At 66.6% G+C, this 22,383-nt stretch carries 19 protein-coding genes; 10 read left to right on the forward strand and 9 right to left on the reverse strand.

Annotation, left to right across the window (positions count from 1 at the left end):
• The first annotated feature begins 111 nt into the window (after positions 1 to 111).
• The 4 genes from GUV69_RS07255 (at position 112) to GUV69_RS07270 (ending at position 7,803) form a co-directional block, all read left to right on the forward strand.
• Positions 112 to 1,203, forward strand: coding sequence for a fatty acid desaturase family protein (locus GUV69_RS07255; protein WP_164201027.1), 1,092 nt, complete (start codon positions 112 to 114; stop codon positions 1,201 to 1,203).
• A 143-nt stretch (positions 1,204 to 1,346) separates the two neighbouring features.
• Positions 1,347 to 2,309 (forward strand): quinone oxidoreductase family protein, encoded by a 963-nt coding sequence (locus GUV69_RS07260; protein ID WP_164201029.1) that lies wholly within the window; start codon positions 1,347 to 1,349, stop codon positions 2,307 to 2,309.
• Positions 2,310 to 2,495: 186 nt separating this feature from the next.
• Entirely contained in the window at positions 2,496 to 6,371 is a 3,876-nt protein-coding gene (locus tag GUV69_RS07265; protein WP_164206303.1) for a Pls/PosA family non-ribosomal peptide synthetase, read from the forward strand.
• Positions 6,372 to 6,423: 52 nt separating this feature from the next.
• Entirely contained in the window at positions 6,424 to 7,803 is a 1,380-nt protein-coding gene (locus GUV69_RS07270) for a M1 family metallopeptidase (protein WP_164201031.1), read from the forward strand.
• Here GUV69_RS07270 and GUV69_RS07275 read toward each other — a convergent pair.
• From GUV69_RS07275 to pheS, 3 genes are all read right to left on the reverse strand, one after another.
• Complete coding sequence (locus GUV69_RS07275) at positions 7,706 to 8,431, reverse strand: 4'-phosphopantetheinyl transferase family protein (protein WP_244292645.1); 726 nt, start codon at positions 8,429 to 8,431, stop codon at positions 7,706 to 7,708. The two genes, GUV69_RS07270 and GUV69_RS07275, sit on opposite strands and share 98 nt — an antisense overlap.
• Before the next feature lie 82 nt (positions 8,432 to 8,513).
• On the reverse strand, positions 8,514 to 11,057 hold the full coding sequence (gene pheT, locus GUV69_RS07280) for a phenylalanine--tRNA ligase subunit beta (RefSeq protein WP_164201033.1): 2,544 nt from the start codon (positions 11,055 to 11,057) through the stop codon (positions 8,514 to 8,516).
• A gap of 2 nt (positions 11,058 to 11,059) precedes the next feature.
• Positions 11,060 to 12,121, reverse strand: coding sequence for a phenylalanine--tRNA ligase subunit alpha (gene pheS / locus GUV69_RS07285; protein ID WP_164201035.1), 1,062 nt, complete (start codon positions 12,119 to 12,121; stop codon positions 11,060 to 11,062).
• A gap of 236 nt (positions 12,122 to 12,357) precedes the next feature.
• Between pheS and GUV69_RS07290 the strand changes: the two genes are divergently transcribed.
• The 3 genes from GUV69_RS07290 (at position 12,358) to GUV69_RS07300 (ending at position 14,699) form a co-directional block, all read left to right on the forward strand.
• Positions 12,358 to 12,855, forward strand: a complete 498-nt coding sequence (locus tag GUV69_RS07290) for a hypothetical protein (protein ID WP_164201037.1) — start codon at positions 12,358 to 12,360, stop codon at positions 12,853 to 12,855.
• 2 nt (positions 12,856 to 12,857) lie between these two features.
• On the forward strand, positions 12,858 to 13,502 hold the full coding sequence (locus GUV69_RS07295) for an SIMPL domain-containing protein (protein ID WP_164201039.1): 645 nt from the start codon (positions 12,858 to 12,860) through the stop codon (positions 13,500 to 13,502).
• A gap of 84 nt (positions 13,503 to 13,586) precedes the next feature.
• The gene (locus tag GUV69_RS07300) at positions 13,587 to 14,699 is read left to right on the forward strand and encodes an Rv2578c family radical SAM protein (protein WP_164201041.1); all 1,113 of its coding nucleotides are present in this window, start codon (positions 13,587 to 13,589) and stop codon (positions 14,697 to 14,699) included.
• 17 nt (positions 14,700 to 14,716) lie between these two features.
• On the opposite strand, the gene GUV69_RS07305 is transcribed toward GUV69_RS07300, so the two are convergent.
• Positions 14,717 to 15,184, reverse strand: a complete 468-nt coding sequence (locus tag GUV69_RS07305; protein WP_164201043.1) for a (deoxy)nucleoside triphosphate pyrophosphohydrolase — start codon at positions 15,182 to 15,184, stop codon at positions 14,717 to 14,719.
• A gap of 216 nt (positions 15,185 to 15,400) precedes the next feature.
• Between GUV69_RS07305 and GUV69_RS07310 the strand changes: the two genes are divergently transcribed.
• Together GUV69_RS07310 and GUV69_RS07315 are read left to right on the forward strand one after the other, a co-directional pair.
• The gene (locus tag GUV69_RS07310) at positions 15,401 to 16,609 is read left to right on the forward strand and encodes an MFS transporter (RefSeq protein WP_164201045.1); all 1,209 of its coding nucleotides are present in this window, start codon (positions 15,401 to 15,403) and stop codon (positions 16,607 to 16,609) included.
• A 228-nt stretch (positions 16,610 to 16,837) separates the two neighbouring features.
• A complete protein-coding gene (locus GUV69_RS07315) occupies positions 16,838 to 17,113 on the forward strand; it encodes a GlsB/YeaQ/YmgE family stress response membrane protein (RefSeq protein ID WP_164201047.1) in 276 nt (91 codons plus the stop codon).
• 76 nt (positions 17,114 to 17,189) lie between these two features.
• Here the strand turns inward: GUV69_RS07315 and GUV69_RS07320 are convergent, their stop codons facing one another.
• From GUV69_RS07320 to infC, 4 genes are all read right to left on the reverse strand, one after another.
• The gene (locus tag GUV69_RS07320; RefSeq protein ID WP_164201049.1) at positions 17,190 to 18,131 is read right to left on the reverse strand and encodes a TrmH family RNA methyltransferase; all 942 of its coding nucleotides are present in this window, start codon (positions 18,129 to 18,131) and stop codon (positions 17,190 to 17,192) included.
• 50 nt (positions 18,132 to 18,181) lie between these two features.
• Entirely contained in the window at positions 18,182 to 18,565 is a 384-nt protein-coding gene (gene rplT, locus GUV69_RS07325) for a 50S ribosomal protein L20 (RefSeq protein ID WP_164201051.1), read from the reverse strand.
• A 118-nt stretch (positions 18,566 to 18,683) separates the two neighbouring features.
• Positions 18,684 to 18,878 (reverse strand): 50S ribosomal protein L35, encoded by a 195-nt coding sequence (gene rpmI, locus GUV69_RS07330; protein ID WP_009358635.1) that lies wholly within the window; start codon positions 18,876 to 18,878, stop codon positions 18,684 to 18,686.
• Between the two features lie 115 nt (positions 18,879 to 18,993).
• On the reverse strand, positions 18,994 to 20,121 hold the full coding sequence (infC, locus tag GUV69_RS07335) for a translation initiation factor IF-3 (protein WP_244292646.1): 1,128 nt from the start codon (positions 20,119 to 20,121) through the stop codon (positions 18,994 to 18,996).
• Positions 20,122 to 20,434: 313 nt separating this feature from the next.
• On the opposite strand from infC, the gene GUV69_RS07340 reads away from it, so the two are divergent.
• Positions 20,435 to 20,821: a DUF1844 domain-containing protein gene (locus tag GUV69_RS07340; RefSeq protein WP_164201053.1), complete on the forward strand. Its 387-nt coding sequence runs from the start codon at positions 20,435 to 20,437 to the stop codon at positions 20,819 to 20,821.
• 178 nt (positions 20,822 to 20,999) lie between these two features.
• On the opposite strand, the gene GUV69_RS07345 is transcribed toward GUV69_RS07340, so the two are convergent.
• The gene (locus GUV69_RS07345) at positions 21,000 to 22,334 is read right to left on the reverse strand and encodes an MFS transporter (protein ID WP_164201055.1); all 1,335 of its coding nucleotides are present in this window, start codon (positions 22,332 to 22,334) and stop codon (positions 21,000 to 21,002) included.
• Positions 22,335 to 22,383 lie beyond the last annotated feature (49 nt).

The following is a 22,383-nucleotide window of genomic DNA, read 5'->3' on the forward strand; positions in this document are numbered from 1 at the left end:
CTTCGAGGAGCCTGCTGGACACCCGGGCGTATGCTTGATGAGGGTGATCCTGACCGTGCAGACCGAATGTCGGCTGCAGCGTTGCCCGTAACAGTTACGAGGCCCCGCTTCATGTCCACCACTTTCCCCGCAGCTGAGCGCCCTCAATCGCGTGTCCGGAAGCCCAACGCCGTTGTCCTGAGCTACTCGGAGCTGCTGAAGACCGTCAAGGCTGAAGGCCTGCTGGAACGCCGCGTCGGCTTCTACATCACCCTGTTCTCCAGCCTCGTCCTGCTGATGACGGCGGCCTGGTTCGGGTTCGCCCTGATCGGTGACAGCTGGTTCCAGCTCCTCATTGCCGCAGCAGTGGGTGTCCTCTGCACCCAGCTGAGCTTTCTGGCCCACGAGGCAGGGCACCGCCAGATCTTCGCCTCCCGCCGCGCCAATGACTGGACCGCCCGCATCCTGGCCACTTCGGTTGCCGGCATGAGCTACTCCTGGTGGGAGCAGAAGCACGGCGCCCACCACAACCACCCCAACGTCATCTCCAAGGATCCGGACATTGCCCCCGGCCCCATCGCATTCCACACCGAAGCCGTTGCCGACCGGCAGGGCCGGTTCTCGTTCCTGACGCGCAAGCAGGGCTGGTTCTTCTTCCCGCTCCTGTTCCTGGTTGGCCTGGGACTCCAGATTGACTCGGTCAAGTTTGTCTTCCGCCGCGCCAAGGTGACCCACCGCTGGGTGGAACTGCCCATCCTGCTGGTCCGCCTCAGCGCCCTGCCCGTCCTGGCTTTCACCTTCCTGCCGCTGGGAATGGCGTTCGCGTTCATCGGTGTGCAACTGGCCGTCTTCGGCTTCTATATGGGCGCTTCCTTTGCACCGAACCACAAGGGCATGCCCGTCCTGCCGGCAGACAGCCGGGTGGACTTCTTCAGCCGGCAGGTCCTGACCTCACGGAACATCGCCGGCGGCCGCTTTATGGACATCCTGCTCGGCGGCCTGAACCGCCAGGCCGAGCACCACCTGTTCCCTGACATGGCGCGGCCCCAGCTGGATAAGGCTGCCAGGATCGTCCGCGAGTACTGCACCAAGCACCAGGTTCCCTACACGGAAACCACGCTCCTCCAGTCCTACGGCATCATCGTCCGCTACCTCAACAACGTAGGCCTCTCCGCCGGACGCCACTTCGAGTGCCCCATGGCCACGGTGACCCGGCGCTACTAGCGCCGACTGAACACTTCGCGACACGCCGCATGACCTGAAGCGACGGCCGGCTACCGGCCGTCGCTTCGTCGTCGGTTGCGGTGTCCCTAGGATGGTCAGAGAAACCGGCCCGGGAAATCCCCGCCCCGGAGAGGAGACCCTTTATGCATGCCATCCTTGCCCGCCAGTCCGGCGGTCCGGAAGTCCTCGAGTTCGCAGAGGTTGAGCGTCCGGCGCCCGGACCGGGCCAGCTGCTGGTCAAAGTGGCGGCCACAGGCGTCAACTTCATCGAGACCTATCAGCGCGGCGGCATGTACAAAGTTGCCTACCCTTTCACGCCCGGCTCGGAAGCAGCAGGAACTGTTGAGGAAGTGGGCGAGGGCGTCGACGGGTTTACTGTTGGCAGCCGCGTGGCCACCGCCGAGGGCCAGAAGTGCTATGCGGAATACACCGTCCTGGACGCGGACAAAGCGCTGCCTGTCCCCGACGGCGTTGACCTGCACACCGCCGCGGCACTGCCCCTGCAGGGCATGACCGCCCACTACCTCATCAACTCCTCCTTCAGGGTGGAGCCCGGGCATACCGTCCTGGTCCACGCCGGCGCCGGCGGCGTGGGGCTGCTTATCACCCAGCTCCTGAAGACCCGGGGTGCCCGCGTCATCACCACCGTCTCGACTGACGAAAAGGAGGACCTGTCGCGGGCCGCCGGCGCGGACGAGGTGCTCCGCTACGAAGGTTTCGCGGACGCGGTGCGGAAACTCACCAACGGTGTGGGCGTGGATGTGGTGTACGACGGCGTGGGGAAGGAGACGTTCGACAGCTCGCTGGCCAGCCTGCGCACCCGGGGCTTCCTCGTCCTGTTCGGCGCGGCCTCCGGCGCGGTGCCACCGGTGGATCCGCAGCGGCTCAACGCCGGCGGATCACTTTCCCTGACGCGGCCCAAGCTGGCCGATTTCCTCGGCAATCCGCAGGAACGGGTGTGGCGTTCCAGCGAGATTTTCGGCGCCGTGGCGGACGGCAGCCTGGACGTCCGGATCGGTGGAACCTATCCCCTGGCCGAAGCCCGGCGCGCGCATGAAGACCTCGAAGGCAGGCGAACCACAGGCAAGGTGCTGCTGGTTCCCTGACATCCGCGCGGGTCAAGGTGAACGGAATGTGAACCTTCAACAAATCGGGGACACCTTCCGTTCACCTTGACCGGGAACAATCTGACGGTGAGTGAGCACTTGTCGAACGTCGTAGCATCCCTGCCGGCAGAGTTGTACCGCCCCCAGCTGGCCGGCCTGCGCCTGGCACCGCCCGAGCGGACCCTGATGGCCATCCTGGAAGACTCGGCCGCCCGTTTTCCTGAGGCGTCCGCGCTCGACGACGGCCGGCGGTCCCTGAGCTACGCAGACCTGATGGCCGCCATCCGGGCCAAGGGGCGTGAGCTGCAGGCGGCAGGACTCGGGGCCGGCGACAGGATCGGCGTGCGTATCCCCTCCGGGACGAACGAGCTCTACATCGCGATCCTGGCCATCCTCCACATCGGCGCCGCCTACGTGCCGGTCGACGCCGACGACCCCGAGGAGCGTGCCCGGCTGGTCTTCGGTGAGGCCCGTGTTGCAGCAGTTCTGACCGGCGGGGACGCCGTCACGTTTGCCGAGCCCAAGGACGCAACAGACCCCGCCACCGCCCGGGGCACAGCAGCGCCGCGCCGTTCCGCCGGGCCGGACGATGACGCGTGGATCATCTTCACCTCCGGATCCACCGGCACTCCCAAGGGTGTCGCGGTCCAGCACCGTTCCGCCGCTGCCTTCGTCGACGCCGAGGCCAGGATCTTCCTCCAGGAGGAACCACTCGGCCCGCAGGACAGGGTACTGGCAGGACTCTCCGTTGCCTTTGACGCCTCCTGCGAAGAGATGTGGCTGGCCTGGCGCCATGGCTCCTGCCTGGTGCCCGCCCCGCGTGCGCTGGTCAGGACAGGCACGGACCTCGGTCCCTGGCTCATTAACCACGGCATCACGGCTGTGTCCACAGTCCCCACCCTTGCCGCCCTGTGGCCGGCCGAATCCCTGGAGAATGTCCGGCTGCTGATCTTTGGCGGCGAGGCCTGCCCGCCTGAACTCGCGGAGCGCCTTGCCGTCCCCGGCCGCGAAGTCTGGAACACCTACGGCCCCACCGAGGCCACGGTGGTGGCCTGCGCCGCTCCCCTGGGCGGCCCTGGTCCCGTTCGCATCGGCCTGCCGCTGGACGGCTGGGACCTGGCCGTGGTGGACAGGGACGGCCTGCCCGTCGGTGAAGGCGAAATCGGTGAGCTGATCATCGGCGGCGTCGGACTGGCCCGCTACCTGGACCCGGCAAAGGACCGGGAGAAGTACGCGCCGATGCCCACCTTCGGCTGGGCGCGCGCCTACCGTTCCGGCGACCTTGTCCGTTACGAAGCCGAAGGCCTGATCTTTATGGGCCGCGCCGATGAACAGGTCAAGCTCGGCGGACGCCGGATCGAACTGGGTGAAATTGACGCTGCCCTCCAGGCCCTCCCCCATGTCGCCGGAGCTGCCGCGGCCGTCAAGACCACCGCGGCCGGCAACCAGATCCTGGTGGGCTACCTGGCCGCCGCCGACCCGGACCTGGACCTGGTGGCCGCCCGCGAACACCTGGCGGCAAGCCTGCCGGCCCCGCTCATCCCGTTGCTGACTGTGGTGGAATCGCTGCCCACCAAGACCAGCGGCAAGGTGGACCGCCACTCGCTGCCCTGGCCGCTGACCGGGTCCGGTGCAGCAGATGCGGACGCCGCACCGCTGAACCTCCCCGAGGACGCCGCCTGGGTTGCCGGGCAGTGGGCCGCCGTCTTGGGCAGCCCGGTCACCAGCCTCGACGCCGACTTCTTCGCGTACGGCGGCGGTTCCCTGTCGGCCGCCCAGCTGGTTTCGGCCCTCAGGGTGCGCTATCCCACCATCACGGTGGCGGACATTTATGCAACGCCCCGAATCGGTGCGCTGATTGATACGGCCCGCCAATCCCTTCCGGAAGGGATGGCCGCCGGGCCGGTGCCGGATAGGACGGTCCGCCCCACCGCGTTCAAGTCGCAGGTCTTCCAGACGCTGATGGGCATTCCGCTGCACATCCTCGTGGGGATGCGCTGGTTGACCTATCTCATGGCCGCCAATAACCTGCTGTCCGCTTTCGCGGGCTTCAGCGCTGCCCCCACTCTGTCCTGGTGGTGGGTGGCCGCGTCCTGGCTGGTGTTCGTTTCTCCTGCCGGCCGCATGCTGATCTCCATCGCTGCCGCCCGGATCCTGCTCCGCAAGGTGGTGCCGGGCACGTACCCGCGCTCCGGACGCGTACACCTGCGCCTGTGGCTGGCGGAACAGATCCAGGACCTGGCCGGCGCCATCAGCCTGGCCAGCGCACCGTGGGTGCCGTACTACGCCCGGGCCTTGGGTGCCACGATCGGCAACAACGTCCAGCTGCACTCGCTCCCGCCTGTCACCGGACTGCTTTCCCTCGGCAGCGGCTCCAACGTGGAGCCTGAGGTGGATCTTTCCGGCTGGTGGATTGACGGTGACGTTGTCCACATCGGTGCCGTGCGCATCGGCGCAGGTGCCAGTGTCGGGGCGCGCAGCACGCTGATGCCCGGCGCCTCGATCGGCGCCGGAGCCCAGGTGGAGCCGGGCTCGGCCGTGCTTGGCAAAGTCAAGGCCGGGCACCACGTGGCCGGCTCGCCGGCCGTCCGCCGCGGCAAGGCCAAACACACGGTGCCGGACATGCCCGCTGAACACCGGCTGATTGGCAGGCTCTGGTTCACCGGATTCGCCCTCGCCTCGGCCACCCTCGCACTCATCCCATATATCTCGGCCGCGGCCGCTGCCGCGGGGGTTTTCACCTTCATCCGGGGAAGCGACTCGCTGTCCGCGGCGGTCCCCCAGCTCCTGCTTGCCCTCGCGCCGGCGGCCCTGGTCTGGTTCGTGGTCAACCTGCTGCTCGTCTTGGCCACCACGCGGCTGCTTGGCATTGGCCTTAAGGAGGGCTACTACCGCGTCCGCAGCCGGATCGGCTGGCAGGTCTGGGCCACCGAACGGGTCCTGGACCTGGCCCGTGACCTGCTCTTCCCTGTCTACGCCAGCCTCTTCACCCCGGTCTGGCTCCGCCTGCTCGGGGCGAAGATCGGCAAAAACGTCGAAGCCTCCACCGTCCTGCTCATCCCCAAGATGACCACCGTGGGCGAGGGTGCCTTCCTCGCGGATGACACCATGGTGGCGTCCTACGAGCTCGACGGCGGGTGGCTGCGGATTGCGCCGGCAAAAATCGGCAAACGCTCTTTCCTGGGCAACTCCGGCATGACAGCGGCCGGCCGGAACGTCCCCAAGAATTCACTCGTCGCCGTCCTGTCCGCCACGCCGGCCAAGGCCAAGTCCGGAACATCCTGGCTGGGCAGCCCGCCCGTGCGGCTCCGCCGCACGGCGATCGCCTCGGACGACACCCGCACGTACGAGCCCCCGCTGCGGCTCAAGTTCGCCCGCTGCCTCTGGGAACTGGGCCGGTTCGTCCCGGTGGTGACCACGGTGGCCATCGCCGCCGGTGTGATCCTCGCCTTCGACTGGTTGGCGGCCACGTACAACTACGGGATTGCCGCCGCGGTGGGCGGAGTGGTCATGCTGGTGGCCGGAGCGGTGGCAGCGGGCAGCGCCGTCGTCGCAAAATGGATCCTCGTGGGCCGGATCCGTGAAGGCGAGCACCCCCTTTGGAGTTCCTTTATCTGGCGCAACGAGGTGGTGGACACGTTTATTGAAATGGTCAGCGCCCCATGGTTCGCCCGGGCGGCAACGGGCACACCCGCACTGGTCTGGTGGCTCCGGTCGCTCGGTGCGAAAATCGGCCGCGGCACCTGGTGCGAAAGCTATTGGCTCCCGGAAGCGGATCTGGTCACCCTGGGACGGAATTCCACCGTCAACCGCGGCTGTGTGGTCCAAACGCACCTCTTCCACGACAGGGTCATGAGCCTGGACACTGTTACCCTCGAAGACGGAGCAACCATGGGGCCCCACGGCGTGATCCTTCCCCAGGCAAGCATCGGACGTGGCGGAACGGTAGGACCCGCGTCGCTGGTGATGCGGGGCGAATCGGTTCCCGCCTCGACCTACTGGATGGGCAACCCGGTAAGCCCCTGGAGCGGCCCCGCAGTGCCGGCGCCGAAACCAAGGTAGCCCCGCAGCACCAGTTGTCACTGCCGCCTCTGTTGATCGGAAATACTGTCTTATGAGTTCCCCCGCACCGAGCCCAACGGCCGCCAGTACCGGCCCGTCACGCACCTCGGAGCAAGGCGCTGCGGCGCCCGATCCCTATATGCCCGGCCATGGCACCAACGCCTACCGTGTGACCCGTTACGAACTGGACCTGGACTACAAGCTCAGCAGTAACCGCCTCAGCGGGCGCGCAGTCCTGCACGCTGTCACCCAGTACGCGACGGCGGCCCTGGTGCTGGACCTGACCGGGCTGCGGGCCACCAAGATCCAACTCAGCGGGCGCAAGGTGCGCAAGTACAGCCAGCGTGCGGAGCAACTGGTCATTGTTCCCGACGCCGCCCTGCCCGCGGGCGAGGCCTTCACCCTAGACATCCGGTACGAGGGCAACCCTGTCCCCCGTCGCGGCTTCTGGGGCGAGGTGGGCTGGGAGGAACTGACCGACGGCGTCCTCGTGGCTGGCCAGCCTAACGGCGCAGCCTCCTGGTTCCCCTGCAACGACCATCCGGGAGACAAAGCCAGCTACCGCATCGGCGTGACCACCGATGCCGGCTACCGGGCCGTGTGCAACGGGGAGCTGGTTTCCCACAGCACCAGGGCCAGCCGCGAAACCTGGGTCTATGAGCAGCCGGAGCCCATGGCAACCTACCTGGCCACCGTTCAGATCGGCCGCTACGAGCTCCTCAGCCTGGCTCCGGCCCACGCTGCAGGGCAGGTCCCGCAGTTTGCGGCCGTCCCTGCGCTCCTGGCCGAAACGGCCCGTGAAGGCCTGGCCCGGCAGCCGGAGATGATGCGTACGTTCGCCAGCTGCTTCGGGCCCTACCCCTTCCCCGACTACACCGTGGTGGTGACGGAGGACGAGCTGGAGATCCCGCTTGAAGCACAGACGCTGTCCATTCTGGGCCGGAACCACCTGACGCAGGAGTGGGAGTCGCAGCGGCTTATCGCCCACGAGCTCGCCCACCAGTGGTTCGGCAACTCCCTCACGGCCGCTTCGTGGGCGGACATCTGGCTCCACGAGGGGTTCGCCTGCTACGCGGAGTGGATCTGGTCCGAGGAGGCCGGCGTTATGACCGTGGCTGACCGGGCTGCCGCGGCCTGGCGGAAGCTCGCCGCCGGCAGCCAGGATATCGTTGTGGGCGACCCCGGTCCGGAGCTGATGTTTGATGACCGCGTGTACAAACGCGGGGCCCTGGCCCTGCACGCCCTGCGGGTCAAGTGCGGCGACCTCGCATTCTTCGCGCTGCTGCACGACTGGACCAGCACCCACCGGCATGGGTCGGTGTCCACCGCCGCCTTTATCCTGGCCGCTGACCGAACCACGGGGCTGGACTCCGAGGCACTGCTGCATCCCTGGCTCCACGAGACGGCGCTACCGCCGCTGCCTGTGCGCTAGCGGGGCCGTGCTGCGTTAGTTCCGGGCGCTGATACCCGGCAGGTGAAAGCACGACGGCGGCACGGAAGTTCCGCGGCAGGCCCGCCTCGCCTGCCGCCAGGTCACGGATTTCCGGGCGGCGAAGAACGTCCAGGGTGTCCGGTGCGGTGGTCAGGCCGGTTCCGGTCATCTTGAGCCAGGCTTCCTTGCGCGCCCACAGTCGCGCCCGTTCCTGGACCAAGGCCTGCCCGGACAGTCCGGCGAGGGCTGCACGTTCTGCCTCGGTCAGGGCTACAGCATCGAACCCGTCAAAATCCAGGCGGGCCGGATCCTCCAGGTCCACGCCGATAGTTAGGCCTTCAGGCGGTTCCACCACGGCTGCGAGCAGGATCCAGCCGGAACTCCGGGCCAGGCTCAAGGCCAGCGGAACCGGTTTCCCGCGCAAAGCGTACCCGGGCCGGCCATGGGATAACCCGGGACCGGTACCGCACCGGGGACAGCTGAAGTGTGTGGCGAGCTCCGACGCCGGGACACCCAGCAGGTCTGCGGCGAAGCTTCGCAGCGCCAGCCGGCCGGCCACGAAAGTAGCCCGGGGACCAAGTGCCAGGGCGGCAGCCCGCTCCAGCTCGGTGGGCCCCAGCAGCTCCACTTCCTGCCCTCCCGGATGACCGGGAGGGCAGGAACGCAGGACCGGACGCAGTGCCGCCGGCCCCGCCACGGAGATCAGCGGCCTAGCGCTGGACGGCGCCGAAGCGCTCGGCAGCCAGTGCCACGGCGCCCTCACGGGCAGCCGACGCCTCGTCGGCCGTCAGCGTGCGGTCCGTCGCACGGAACCGCAGGCCGAAGGCCAGCGACTTCTTGCCTTCCTCAATGCCCTTGCCGGCGTAGACGTCGAACAGCGCAACATCCTCCAGCAGCTCGCCGGCGCCCTCACGGAGCGCCTCGAGGACCTGATCCGCCGGAATGTCCTGCGGCACAACCAGGGCAACGTCCTGGGTGGCGACGGGGAACGTGGAGATGTGGCGGGCCACAATGACGTCCGCGGCAGCCTCGAACAGCGCATCGGCGTTGAACTCCACCGCCACCGAGCGGGCCGGCATATCGTGCGCGGCCAGGAGCTTCGGGTGCAGCTCACCGGCGTAGCCCACCACCTCGCCGGTCCGCAGCGAGAGCTGGGCGGCACGGCCGGGGTGGAACGCCTGGTGCGCACCCTGGCTGACTACTACCTCCACGCCCAGGACATCCCCGGCGAGCCGGGCAATGTCCAGCGCATCGGACCAGTCCCACAGGCGCGGCGTATGGCCGGCGGCAGCGGGAGAATCGTGGCCCGTGAGGACAGCGGCGACGTACAGCGGCTGGTCCGGGACGCCGTCGTACAGTGCATCCAGTACCTCGTCGGCAGGCTTGACGCCCAGCGGCGGGATGGACGGCGTTCCCACAGTGCCGTCCGGCAGGAAGACAAGGCCGGACTCGAAGAGCGCCAGGTCACGGAAGCCGCGGGAGTGGTTCCGCTTGGCCACCTCGATGAGCCCGGGAAGGATGGAGGTCCGCAGGTAGCCGTGTTCCTCGCTGATCGGGTTGGCCAGCTTGACCGCGCTCCGGGCCGTGCCCTGCTCCGCGACGCCGAACGTGTCATTGGCCGCTTTGGAGACGAACGGGTAGGCCAGGACTTCGGTCAGCCCGGCGTCAGCCAGCGCCTGGATGAGCCGGCGGCGCTGCTGCTGCACGCGCGTCAGGCCACGTCCCGGAGGGGCCACGGGGAGGGTCGCGGGGATGTTGTCGTAACCCACCAGCCGCGCGATTTCCTCGGAGAGGTCCTCTTTGGTTTCCAGGTCGCTGCGCCAGCTTGGGGCGGTGACGGTCCAGCCGCCGTCGGCCTTGTCCACCACGGCACCGAGGTCCACCAGCGAGGTGACGATCTGGTCCTCGGTGAAGTCGATGCCGATCCGCTGGGCGGCGAAGGCCGCAGGCAACGTGATGGTCACGGCGTCAGGCGCGGTCCCGACGTCGGTCCCCGCCTGGTCAGCGAGGCCGCCGGCGAGCTCCACCAGGAGGTCAACCACGCGCTGGGCGGCGATGTCGGCCACGTGCCAGTCCACGCCGCGCTCGAAGCGCTTGGACGCCTCGGACGGCAGCTTGTGGCGGCGGCGGGAACGGCCGATGGACACCTCGTCGAAGTGGGCCGCCTCCACCAGGACGGCCGACGTCGAACCGCTCACCTCGGTTGCCGCGCCGCCCATGACACCTGCGATGCCGATCGCGCCGGAGCCGTCGGTGATGAGCAGGTCCTCGACGTCGAGCGTGCGTTCCTTGCCATCCAGAGTGGTGATCTTCTCCCCTGCGACGGCTCGGCGCACCACGATGTCACCGGACAGTTTGTCCTGGTCATAGCAGTGCGTGGGCTGGCCGAGCTCCAGCATGACGTAGTTGGAGATGTCCACCGGCAGCGAGATCGAGCGGATGCCGGCCAGCCTCAGCCGCGAAGTCATCCACGGCGGGGTGGGCCGGGTGGCATCCACGCCGCGGACCGTGCGGGCCACGAAACGGTCGCAGCCCGGCTTGCCGTAGATGGGTGCGTCGTCGTTGAGCTTAACGCCGTAGCCGCCGGAGAGCTCCGCCGGGGCCTGCACCCTGGCGGCAGGATCGGTGAAGACGGTTCCCGTGGCATGGGCATACTCGCGGGCCACACCACGGATGGAGAAGGCGTAGCCGCGGTCCGGCGTCACGTTGATCTCGGCTGCCTCGTCGTACAGGCCCAGCAGGTCCATGGCGTCAGTGCCGATTTCCGGGTCCAGCCCGATCCGGGACAGCACCAGGATGCCGTCGTGGTCCTCGCCGATGCCCAGTTCACGGACGGAGGCGATCATGCCGGCGGACAGGTGGCCGTAGGTCTTCCGCGCGGAGATGCGGAAGTCGCCGGGCAGGACGGCGCCGGGCAGGGTGACAACTACTTTGTCGCCCTCCACGAAGTTGTGGGCGCCGCAGATGATGCCCTGAACGCCGGAGGGGTCGATGCCGTCGCCGGTCAGGGTCTGCGCCTGGCCTTCGGGGACAACCCGGACCTGGCACCAGTTGATGGTTTTGCCGTTGGTCTGGGGTTCCTTGACGATGCTCAGGACCTGGCCCACCACGACGGGGCCCTGCAGGGTGTCCGTGGGGCGGTGGACGTCCTCTTCTTCAAAACCGACCTTGACCAGTTCGGCCATCACGTCTTCGGCCGTTGCTCCGGCCGGTACTGCTGCGAATTCACGCAGCCAGGAAAGTGGGATACGCACTGTTAGATCTCCATCCCGAAGTGCTCGCTGAAACGTACGTCGCCTTCGATCATGTCTCGCATGTCGCCTACCTCGTTGCGGAACATGAGGGTGCGTTCAATGCCCATGCCAAAAGCGAAACCTGAATAGATGTCCGGATCGATGCCCGCGGCGCGGAGCACGTTGGGGTTGACCATGCCGCAGCCGCCCCATTCAATCCAGCGCGGACCGCCCTTGGCGCCCGGGTGCCAGATGTCCAGCTCGGCGGACGGCTCGGTGAACGGGAAGTAGTTGGGGCGCAGGCGGATCTGGGCTTCGTCGCCGAACATCTGCCGGGCGAAGTGCTCCAGCGTGCCGCGGAGGTCCGCCATGCTCAGGTGCTTGTCGATGGCCAGGCCCTCGAACTGGTGGAACACCGGGGTGTGGGTGGCGTCCAGCTCATCGGTACGGAACACCTTCCCGGGGCACAGCACATAGATGGGCACGTCGCGTTCCAGCATGGAGCGGACCTGCACCGGGGAGGTGTGGGTACGCAACAGCAGGTGGGCCTCGGGCGGCTCCACGAAGAACGTGTCCTGCATTTCGCGGGCCGGGTGGTCCGGCTTGAAGTTCAGTGCATCGAAGTTGAACCACTCGGATTCCACCTCGGGGCCTTCGGCAATTTCCCAGCCCATGCCCACAAAGATGTCCGCCACACGGTCCTGCAGCGTGGAGAGCGGGTGGCGTGCGCCCGCACGACGACGGCGGGGCGCCGCTGTAACGTCAACGGTCTCTTCCAGCAGGATCCGGGCGTCGTTTTCGGCTTCCAGCTCGGCTGTCCGGTCCGCGAGCGCCTTGTTGACCTTGCCGCGGGACGAGCCCATAAGTTTGCCGGCTACGGCTTTTTGCTCCTTGGCAAGTTTGCCGATTTCGCGGTTGGCGAGGCTGAGCGGTGACTTCTCACCGGTGTGCGCCAGTCTCACCGCCTTGAGTTCGTCAAGGGAGCCCGCGCCGGCAATGGCGGCGATGGCCTGGTCTACAGCGGCAGTGATGGCGGCTTCATCCGTGGGATTCGGGATGGCGGCGCCCGGCAAAGTTTCAGTCATCTACTGTTCTTAGCTACGAGTCGGGGCTGATGAATTTCCTCAAAAGACCAGGGCAGACCTGCGCGGTTTCCCGGCGGCTCATCCGTCACTGGCAGGTCATTCCGCGCATCCACAACGAACGCACTCGATGACCAGGTCAGGGCCACTGGGAATTACCGGTTGGAAAATACCGACTGGAGAAATACCGGCGGCCACTATCCTCCAGTCTAATTGAACGCTCCGGCTACCATGGCCTCATGGCAGAACGGCGGCACCCGGGAGGATCACGGCCCTTTTCCTCCGTGCACGTATCGGCGGGACAACGGTTGCGGCAGTTCGCGAACGCCGCTAACGGCAGCACGTTGCTCGGCCTCGCGGTGGCCCGCGCTGCGCGCACTGCTGTCAGCAAGGGGCCACGCGGGCTGATCATCGCTTCCGGCTATGCGTGGCGCGTCCCCTTCGCCGGCGCCTTCGTCCTGGGGAACGTGGTCATCTGCCGGCTGCCGGCTGAACAGCTTCTGGCCAACCCGGCTCTCCTGGGGCACGAGGAAAAGCACTGTACCCAATATGCCTGGTGCCTGGGCGCGCCCTTCCTTCCGCTGTACTTCCTGGCCGCTGGCTGGTCACAGCTCAGGACAGGCAACCCGGCGTCGGCAAACTTCTTTGAACGGCGCGCCGGCCTGGCCGCCGGCGGTTACGTTGACATCAGGACACCAAGGCCGGCTCCCCGCGGACCCGGCGGAATCGAGGTCTGATTATGGCAGGCGAATCCAGCACGAGGACCGTCACCGTGACAGGTACGGGAACGGCGGAAGCGCCGCCGGACCTGCTCACCCTCTCTGTGGGCGTCGAATGCCGCCGGGCGGGCGTGGGTGCCGCCTACGCTGATGCGGGAACAGCGTCCGTTGCCGTATCCGGTGCGCTCCGCCAGTACGGCGTGGCTGACGCGGACATCCGGACTTCCGGGCTGAACGTCCGCCCGGAGCTCGTCTGGCGCGACGGCGAGGGCCAGCATGTGGCGGGTTATGTGGCGTCCAGCATGCTCACCGTGCGCGTCCGGCAGATGGCCGCTGCGTCCGCCGTCATCGCGGCCGTGGTTGAGGCGGGCGGCGACGACGTCCGGCTGAACGGCCTTGAGCTCGGCTTCGCGGATGAATCGGCCGTGCTGGCCCGGGCCCGGGCCGCTGCGTGGCAAGACGCCGCAGCCGCCGCCGAACAGTACGCCGCCCTCGCATCAGCCACGCTCGGCGCGGTGGTGTCCGTTGCCGAGCGCCCCCTCGCATCAGGACCCGTTCCCGTGGCGAGGCTCGAGCGGGCCGTGGCAGCCGACGCCATCAACGTGGAGACTGGGCACGCGAGCCTCGGCGCGAGCGTCACCGTGGTCTGGGAACTGCAGGCCTGATCCGGCGCGTGGACTCAGCCAAACCGCGCCACACCACGGCGCGGGCCCTTGACTTAAGTTCGAACATATCTTCGAATAGAGTGCATGAGATGGGATGCACAAGCACTGATGCAGCGGCCTGCCAGCGACGGCGGAAAGGTCGCGTCACCCGCGTTGCTGCCCCTCGCCGGGCTGGTCCGCTCGGTCACCACCCCCGAATTCGCCGGCATCACCTTCCATGAGGTCACCGCCAAATCGGTGCTCAACAAGGTGGTTGCCGGTTCCCGCATGCCGTTTGAATGGACCGTGAACCCCTACCGTGGCTGCAGTCACGCCTGCGTCTACTGTTTTGCCCGCAAGAGCCACACGTACCTGGACTTTGACGCCGGACTCGATTTCGACAGCCAGGTGGTTGTGAAGGTCAACGCCGCCGAGGTGCTCCGAAAGGAGCTTGCCAAACCGTCGTGGGGCCGCCATCAGGTGGCGCTGGGCACCAACACAGATCCGTACCAGCGGGCCGAGGGCCGATATCAGCTCATGCCCGGAATCATTACAGCGCTGGCGGACTCCGGAACTCCGCTGTCCATCCTCACCAAGGGAACCCTGCTGGCACGGGACATCCCGCTGCTCAAATCTGCGGCCACTCAGGTCCCGGTGGGCGTAGGCATCTCCATCGCCATGACGGACGAGGCACTCTCCGAGGCAGTTGAACCCGGCACGCCGGGGCCCCGGGCACGGTTGAAGCTGGTTTCCCGCCTCCGCGACGCCGGGCTCCCCTGCGGCGTGATGGCCATGCCCATCCTGCCCTGGCTTTCCGACAGCGACGACGCGCTCGATGCCCTCTTCGGCTCGCTGGCCGCAGCCGGCGCCACCGGAGTAACCGCAGGCGCCCTGTATCTGAAGCCGGGCACCCGGGAATGGTTCATGCAGTGGATCGCCAGGAACCACCCTGAGCTCACGGGCCGCTACCGTGGCCTGTACGGGACCGGATCGTATGCCTCCAAGGAATACCGCAGCTGGCTCGCGGCGAAGGTTCGCTTCTTCAAGCAGCGGCACGGCTTCACAAGCGGCCACGGCTTCAGCCACCGCGATCTTGAGGACGATCCCCGCACAGAAGAAGCACAGTATCCCGAGGGCATCCTCCCCGTCTCCGGTACAGGAGGCCGGGACATACGGCAGGGCACCGTGGCGCCGCCGGGCCAGCCAACCCTGTTCTGACCCCTGTTTCGGAGGCCTTAGGGCTTCAGGGCCTGTGCCGCGTTGCCTGTACTCACTTGTGAGCTGAGGGAGTGCAGGAGGGCCTGCACTATGGGGAAGTCAGCAGGAATCCAAGGGAGGTCCAGCACACCCTGGTGGTCCGCCAGATCCACCCAGCGCAGTTCATCGTGGTCCTCAAGAGGGTGAGGCTCCCCCTCGGTGACTTCAGCCAGCCAGACCCGCATGGTGGCCCGTTCGTTCAGCCGCCACCCTGCCGGCTCCGCCGCCTCCAACTCCCGCCCCAGCCGGGCTGTCACGCCGAGTTCTTCCTTGAGCTCACGGTGCAGCGCCGCCTCGCACTCTTCGCCCGCATCCACTTTTCCGCCGGGAAATTCCCAGAGGCCGGCAAACTGCTCGGGAGCCGTACGCCGCGCCACCAGCATGCGGGCCGGGTGCACCAGCGAGTCCAGTATTGCTGCGCCTACTACCTGTATCTGTTCACTCACCGCCCCAGTCTATGAGGTAGGCCCGACCCCCGGAGAGCATTGGGCACCGGGCAGGCACACAGCATCCTGCTGCGTCGGCTCCTGGATAGGGGACAATGGACGGCAGGCCTTCGCGCCGGCCGGACAGGAATACCTGCACTCGTTTCGGGGTTCCGTACAGTGGCCGGCAGCCCGCCCCCGGCACCAACCCAGCATCCCCCCGTGAAAAGCAGGCACATGAGCAGCATCGTCCAGACCCCCACCGCGCCTTCAGTCAAGGCGCCGAATATCGGTGCGGCCATTTTCGCTCTGGCAATGGGCGGCGTGGGTATCGGCGTCACGGAATTCACCATGATGGGCCTGCTCAAAGAAGTGGAGCAGGGCCTCAACATCAGCACCCCGGAGGCCGGGCACCTCATCTCCGCCTATGCCCTCGGTGTGGTGGTGGGGGCACCGTTGCTCGCCGCAGTAGGAGCCAAGCTGCCACGCAAGCACCTCGCGCTCGGCCTCATGCTGTTCTTCACCCTGGCAAACCTGGTGTCCTACATCGCTCCCGATTACGGCACCATGCTGGTGTCCCGGTTCGCCGCCGGCCTGCCGCACGGCGCGTTCTTTGGCGTCGCCGCCGTCATTGCCGCTTCCCTGGTTCCGCCCAGCCGGCGCGGCTGGGCCATCTCGATGGTCATGGCCGGCTTGTCGGTTTCCAACGTGATTGGCGTGCCTGCCGCCACCTGGGTGGGCCAGACATTCGGCTGGCGGCTCCTCTTTGTCCTCGTAGGAGCCATCGGCGTGCTCACCCTGGTCCTGCTCTGGAAATTCGTCCCGTACCAGGCACCCCATCCGGACGCGAGCATCCGCCGCGAACTCGGTGCCCTCAAGCGACTCCAGGTCTGGCTCGCGATCCTCATTGGCATCGTTGGCTTTGGCGGCTTCTTCGCCACCTACACCTACATCGCCCACACCATGACGTTGGTGGCCGGCATTCCCGCATCACTGCTGCCCATCGTGGTGGCCCTGTACGGTCTGGGCATGGTCGCCGGAACCATGGTGGGCGGCAGGCTTGCTGACAAATCCGTGATGGGGACCCTCTACTGGGTCCTGCCCGGCATCGCAGTCGCCCTGGTGGTTTACGCCGTGGCAGTGCACTGGCCGTGGTCGGCATTCGTGATGGTCTTTGTGGTGGGAGCATCCGGCTCGTTGCTTATCCCTGCCCTCCAGACCCGCCTCCTGGACGCCTCGCCGGATGCCCCTTCCCTGGCTTCCTCCCTTAACCATGCGGCACTCAATGTTGCCAACGCTTTGGGCGCGTTCCTGGGCGGCGTGGTGATCGCCTGGGGGTGGGGCTTCGTGGCGCCCGCACTTGTGGGGGCTGTCCTGGCTGTCCTGGGGCTTGCGGTGGCAATTGTCAGCGGCCTGCTGGAACGCAAAAAACCATTGGCCGCCTGATCCGAGTCACCCGGACCTGCCCGCCACGGCCTGTTCTCCTTCACAAAGCCACAAACCCCGCAGGCGCAAACCGCGGCCCTGCACGGGTTGAGCCCGAAAATCCGGTCCCTTTTTGCCTCGCAACACGCCCCGTAAACAGGCACTAAGCCTGCTGACAAGGGGGCGCCCTTATGTTAGCTTGAACACTAATCGGGACAATTAAATCCCGACGAATATGAAGGAGGAGACATGGGTTTTCTTGCTTGGATTATTCTCGGCCTCATAGTGGGGGCCATCGTTAAAGCCGTGATGCCCGGCAAGGTCGGCGGCGGCTGGGTAACGAGCCTCGTGCTGGGCGTAGTCGGCGCGATTGTAGGCGGTTGGATTGGCAGCCTCCTGTTCGGCAAGGGCGACCTTGCTTTCTTTGATCTGGGTACCTGGATCCTCGCCATCGTAGGCGGCCTGGTAGTTGCCGGCGTCTACGGCGCCATCACCGGACGCCGCGGATCCACCCGCGCACCCTGATTGCCTCTCATCTCTGATTCATACAGCAAGGGCCCCGGAACAACCGGGGCCCTGTCTTTTTAAGTTGTGGCGGGCCTTACCCGGACTGGGTCTTACCGGCACGGCCCTGCCCGGACAACGCACCGGACTCGTGCTGCGACCGGGCACTGGCGTAGAGGCACACCGTTGCCGCCGTGCCGAGGTTGAGGCTTTCCGCGGCCCCATAGACCGGCACAGCCACCCGATGGTCGGCCAGGCCGAGTTCGGCCTCGGAGAGCCCCTGGGCTTCGTTGCCGAAGAGCCACGCGGTTGGCGCCTCCAATGCAAAAACCGATTCCACCCCGGGGGCCGCAATACGGCGGGCGGCGTTTTGGTCCTGGAGCGTGTCCAGGTTGACGTCCCCGTTGCCGTCGGCGGCCAGGATCCCGATCCCGCGCGCCCGGCAGGCGGCCGCCACGGCCTCGATATCCGCGCCCAGGACAACGGGCAGATGGAACAGGGAGCCGGCCGTGGAACGGACCGCCTTCGGATTGTAGATATCAACGCTGGATGAGGTCAGGATAACGGCGTCCGCGCCGGCCGCGTCGGCGGCCCGGAGCACGGTGCCGGCGTTGCCGGGATCCCTGACCTGGCACAGCACGGCAAGAAGCCGCGGGCCGGCGTCGAGGACCTGCTCAAGGCTCACGTCCAGGAAACCGCAGACAGCCAGAATGCCCTGCGGGGTAACGGTGTCCGCCATCGCAGCAAGGACTTCATCGGTGGTGAGGTAGGCGTCAATGCCTTCGGCGAGGGCCTCCAGGTCCGGGTGCCGGTCGAGGCAGGCCTCGCTCGCGTAGACCTCGTAAACGACGCCCGGCTCCCCCGCCGCGATCCTCTTCCGGTGCAGCGTCAGGGCCTCACGGACAGCCTGTGGACCTTCCGCCAGGAACTCGCTGCGCTTTAAACGGGCCGGGCGCCCGGCAAGTTGCGCCACCTTCCTCACCCGATCAGCTCGGGGGTTGGACAGTGGAATATCTTGCGGGCGCCCGGTTTCGTTCATATAAGAACCTTAGTGGCTTCAGCCACCAGTTCTTGAACTGCCTTCAGATGCTACTTGGCAGCCGGAGCCGACGTGTCAGCAGGCAGGGAGTCCTTGGCGATCTTTACCAGTGCGGCGAAAGCGTTGGCGTCGGAGACGGCCAGCTCGGCCAGCATACGGCGGTCAACCTCGACCTCAGCGGCCTTCAGGCCCTGGATCAGGCGGTTGTAGGTGAGGCCGTTGGCGCGGGATGCAGCGTTGATGCGCTGGATCCACAGGCGGCGGAAGTCACCCTTCTTCTTCTTGCGGTCGCCGTAGCTGTACACAAACGAGTGCAGCAGCTGCTCTTTGGCCTTGCGGTACAGGCGTGAACGCTGTCCACGGTAGCCCTTTGCGCGTTCAAGGATAACCCGGCGCTTCTTGTGGGCGTTGACCGCCCTCTTCACACGTGCCACGTGCGTACTCCTTCGAAAATCTGATCCCAAGCATCTACTGCCGGAACAACCGGCTGGCCTGAGAAGCCTTTTTGGTAGTTGACTGCTGCCAGGTGGCATCAGTCAGAGAACTTGGAACTTAGATGCCGAGCATCTTCCGGATGACCTTTGCGTCACCCTTGAAGACAATCTTGTCGCCGGCGAGACGACGAGTCAGCCTGGAGGACTTGTGCTCCAGGTAGTGGCGGCGGTTGGCCTGCTGGCGGCGCAGCTTGCCGCTGCCGGTCAGCTTGAAGCGCTTCTTAGCACCACTGTGGGTCTTCATCTTCGGCATGGGAACCGATCTCCTTACGTGTCCACAGACATTGTCTGCAGTTCTTTCGAGCAGCCACCCCTGCAGGCGGCGTGCTGGTTGCGTACTGCGGAAGGAAACCTTCCGCAGCTTTGAACTAGGTAGTCTTCTTACCGGCCGGCTTCGGGGCTGCCTTGGGGGCAGGCCTTGCAGCAGGCTTCGGAGCCGCAGGCCGGGCTACCGGCTTAGGCATCGGTACCGGCGGCCTCGGAGCTGCCGGCGCTGCCGGAGCGGCTGCTTCAGCGGGCTTGGCTGCCTCGGCGGGCTTGGCTTCGGGAGCCTTGGCCGGAGCCGGGGCTGCCTTGGGGGCTTCCCGCTTGGGAGCAGCGGCCTTCGGGGCGGCCTGCTTCGGCGCCTCCTGTGCTGCTGCTTCCTTCGCCGGAGCCTCCTTGACGGGAGCTTCCTTCGCCGGGGCTTCAGCGGCAGGAGCTGCAACGGGTGCCTCAGCCGCGGCCGGAGCTGTCGTTTCAGGAGCCTCCGCCTCAGTGGCTTCAGTTTCCGGAGCAGCCGTTTCGGGCTCCGTGGTGATGGCGAACCCTTCCGGAAGAAGATCAGCCAACGACTGGGTCAGCGGCGCCTGGTCGTCACCGATGACATCGATCCGGCCAGAAGCCTTGGCTTCGTTCTGAGCCTTGGCCTCTGCACGCTGCGATGCGCGGCGTGCCTCAGCCTTGGCTTCAGCCTTGTTCTTCAGCGGCCCGACCACCATCACCATGTTGCGGCCGTCAATACGGGGACTGGACTCAACAACGCCCACTTCGGCGACGTCGTCGGCGAAGCGCTGGAGCAGGCGGATGCCCATCTCCGGGCGCTGCTGCTCGCGGCCACGGAACTGAATCATGGCCTTGACCTTGTCACCGGCGCCGAGGAAGCGCAGGGCGTGTCCGCGCTTGGTCTCGTAGTCGTGGGTATCGATCTTCAGGCGGAAGCGGATTTCTTTCAGAACCGTGTTGGTCTGGTTCTTCCGGGCCTCACGTGCCTTGACTGCGGCCTCGTACTTGTACTTGCCGAAGTCCATCAGCTTGCACACCGGAGGCTTGGCCTGAGGTGCTACTTCAACGAGATCAAGATCGGATTCAGCAGCCAAACGCAGGGCATCCTCAATACGGACGACTCCTACCTGTTCACCTGCAGGGCCGACCAGCCGCACCTCGGGGACGCGGATACGCTCATTGATTCTTGGCTCGCTAATGTTAAAGCTCCTGTGATTGAAATGATATTCCACCGGCAAATAGAGAAGGCCCCCAATTGCCGGAGCAATCGAAGGCCTCGATGGTCGGATAACACTGGCCTCGACAAGAGGCGGTGCGCAGTGAATCCGGCTTACGCCGTGATGCACTGTCCGACCGGTACCCGGCAACCTTGCTTCCCTGGAAAAGCTTCCGGTGGGAAAACGGCTGACGCGGGTGGGAGAGAACTCCGCTTGCAAACTGCATGTCATTCTACAGAAAAAATCCCTCACAACGCAGCGTGGCGCAGGCGGGACCTCTACAGAGCAAAATAACGACATTCAGTCGGTCTGTGACAAGCTTACCAGTATGAGTACCCCAGACAGCAATTCACACGTTTTCGAGGCCGCCCCTGCCGAGGCTGACGTGAGCCAGCAAATCCGCGATATCTCCGAGGTTCCGGCCATCGAGGTCATCACCACCGCCGCCGTTCACCTGATGAGCGCCGCAGCAGTGAAGCTTGGCCTCGCCGCCGAGGACAACGCGGAAGAATTGAAGGACCTGGACGAAGCCCGCAAGCTCATCACCGCCCTCGCCGGCCTGGTGACGGCTGCTGCCCCCGAAATCGGCTCCCAGCACGCCGGACCGTTGCGTGACGGCCTGCGGTCACTGCAGCTGGCTTTCCGCGAAGAGTCGGTCATTCCGGACGCCCCGGGCAAGGGCCCCGGCGAAAAGTACACGGGCGCGGTCAACTGATCCGCACGGCAACTGCATAAATCAATCACGACGACGGCGGGCGGACCACAAAGGTCCGCCCGCCGTCGTCGTTAGTTAGGCAGTTGCGCGCACCCTCCGTGATGATCGATTGCTCCGTAAGTGCCGTTTAGAGGGTTCTAAACGGCACTTACGGAGCAATCGACGGGGAAGAAGCAGCTTAGACGGCCACCCGACGGCGCCGCACGGCCTTGAGCAGCAGTCCTACCAGGCAGAGCACCACGCCGGCCGCGCCCACCGCCACAAATCCGCCGGACGGCCCTGTCCCGTCAATGAAGACGCCCGCAAGGGGCGCCCCGAGCGCTACGCCAGCGGTCAGCGCGGAACCGTACCAGCCCATGGCCTCCCCGCGGCGCTCCTCAGCCACGAGGTCAGCCACTTTTTCGGAGGCCGATGACAGCACCGGTGCGCATAAGAGGCCCGGCAGAATCGATACGAACGCGAGCGTCCAGGTATCGTGCGCGAAGCCCATCGGGATGGTCAGGGCAGCCATGCCCAGCAGCAGCAGAATGGGCGACACCGGCCGGTGCATGGCACCGTACACAAGTCCGCCGATCACCGACGCGGCGCACCAGAAGAGGAACACGATGCCGATTTCGCCTTGATGCCCGCCGGTCTCCAGTGCGGCAACAATGCCAACGTCGGTGCCGCTGAGGACCATGCCGGTTCCGGCCGCCACTGCGAAGACCGCCGCCACCGTGGCCGTAAACCACGCAAAGTTGTGGGCCACCCTGCCCCGCAGGCCCGCCCGGCCGCCGCCGGCCCGGCCGCCGCCGGCCCGGCCGCCGCCGGCTCGGGCGGCACCGGCGGGCACAAGGTCTGCCGCTGCTTCCTGGAGGTGGGCCGGAGCCGCGGAAACAACTGCCACTTCGGCCGCGTGGCGCTCGTCCGCCTCACCTTCCCCGGTTTGGGCTGCGCTGCGGGTGGGCGGGTTGAACCAGATGAGGAACAGCCCCGCCAGGGACGTGGAGACGCCCACGACGGTCAGCCCCAGGACGGTGAAACCGCTGGTGGCCACGACGGCTCCGGCTGCGGGCCCGATCATGAACACCATCTCGGTGGCGATGGAGTCCAGAGCAAAGGCGGTCCGCCGCTGGTCGCCGTCTGCGAGGACACCGAGGGACTGGCGGATCACGCTGAAGATGGGGAGAGTAAGCAGGCCGCCGACGAACACCAGCGGCAGGAGCCATTCGTAGCTGACATGCGGTACGACGGACCAGATCACCGCTTCGGATACCACGGACGGAATGAGCGCCCTGCGCAGGCCAACGGTATCAACCCGCCTCCCGCGCCACGGTGCTCCAACCGCGATGCCGACGGTCATCACCGCAGCGGCCGCACCTGCGGCGGCATAGCCCTTGTCGAGGGTGAGGACGATGTGCAGGGTCAGGAGAACCCCCGCGGCGGAGTGCGGTATGCGGGCCACCATGCCCACGAACAGGAGCCGCCTGATGGGCTGGACGGCGAGCAGCTCCCGGTAAAGGGCGAAATTCACGGAAAAATCCTTTGGGTCTGCTGCGGGCAGCCCGAGGGGTCCTCCCCGC

The organism is [Micrococcus luteus] ATCC 49442, from assembly GCF_010367585.1.
GTDB classification, from domain to species: domain Bacteria; phylum Actinomycetota; class Actinomycetes; order Actinomycetales; family Micrococcaceae; genus Arthrobacter; species Arthrobacter luteus_A.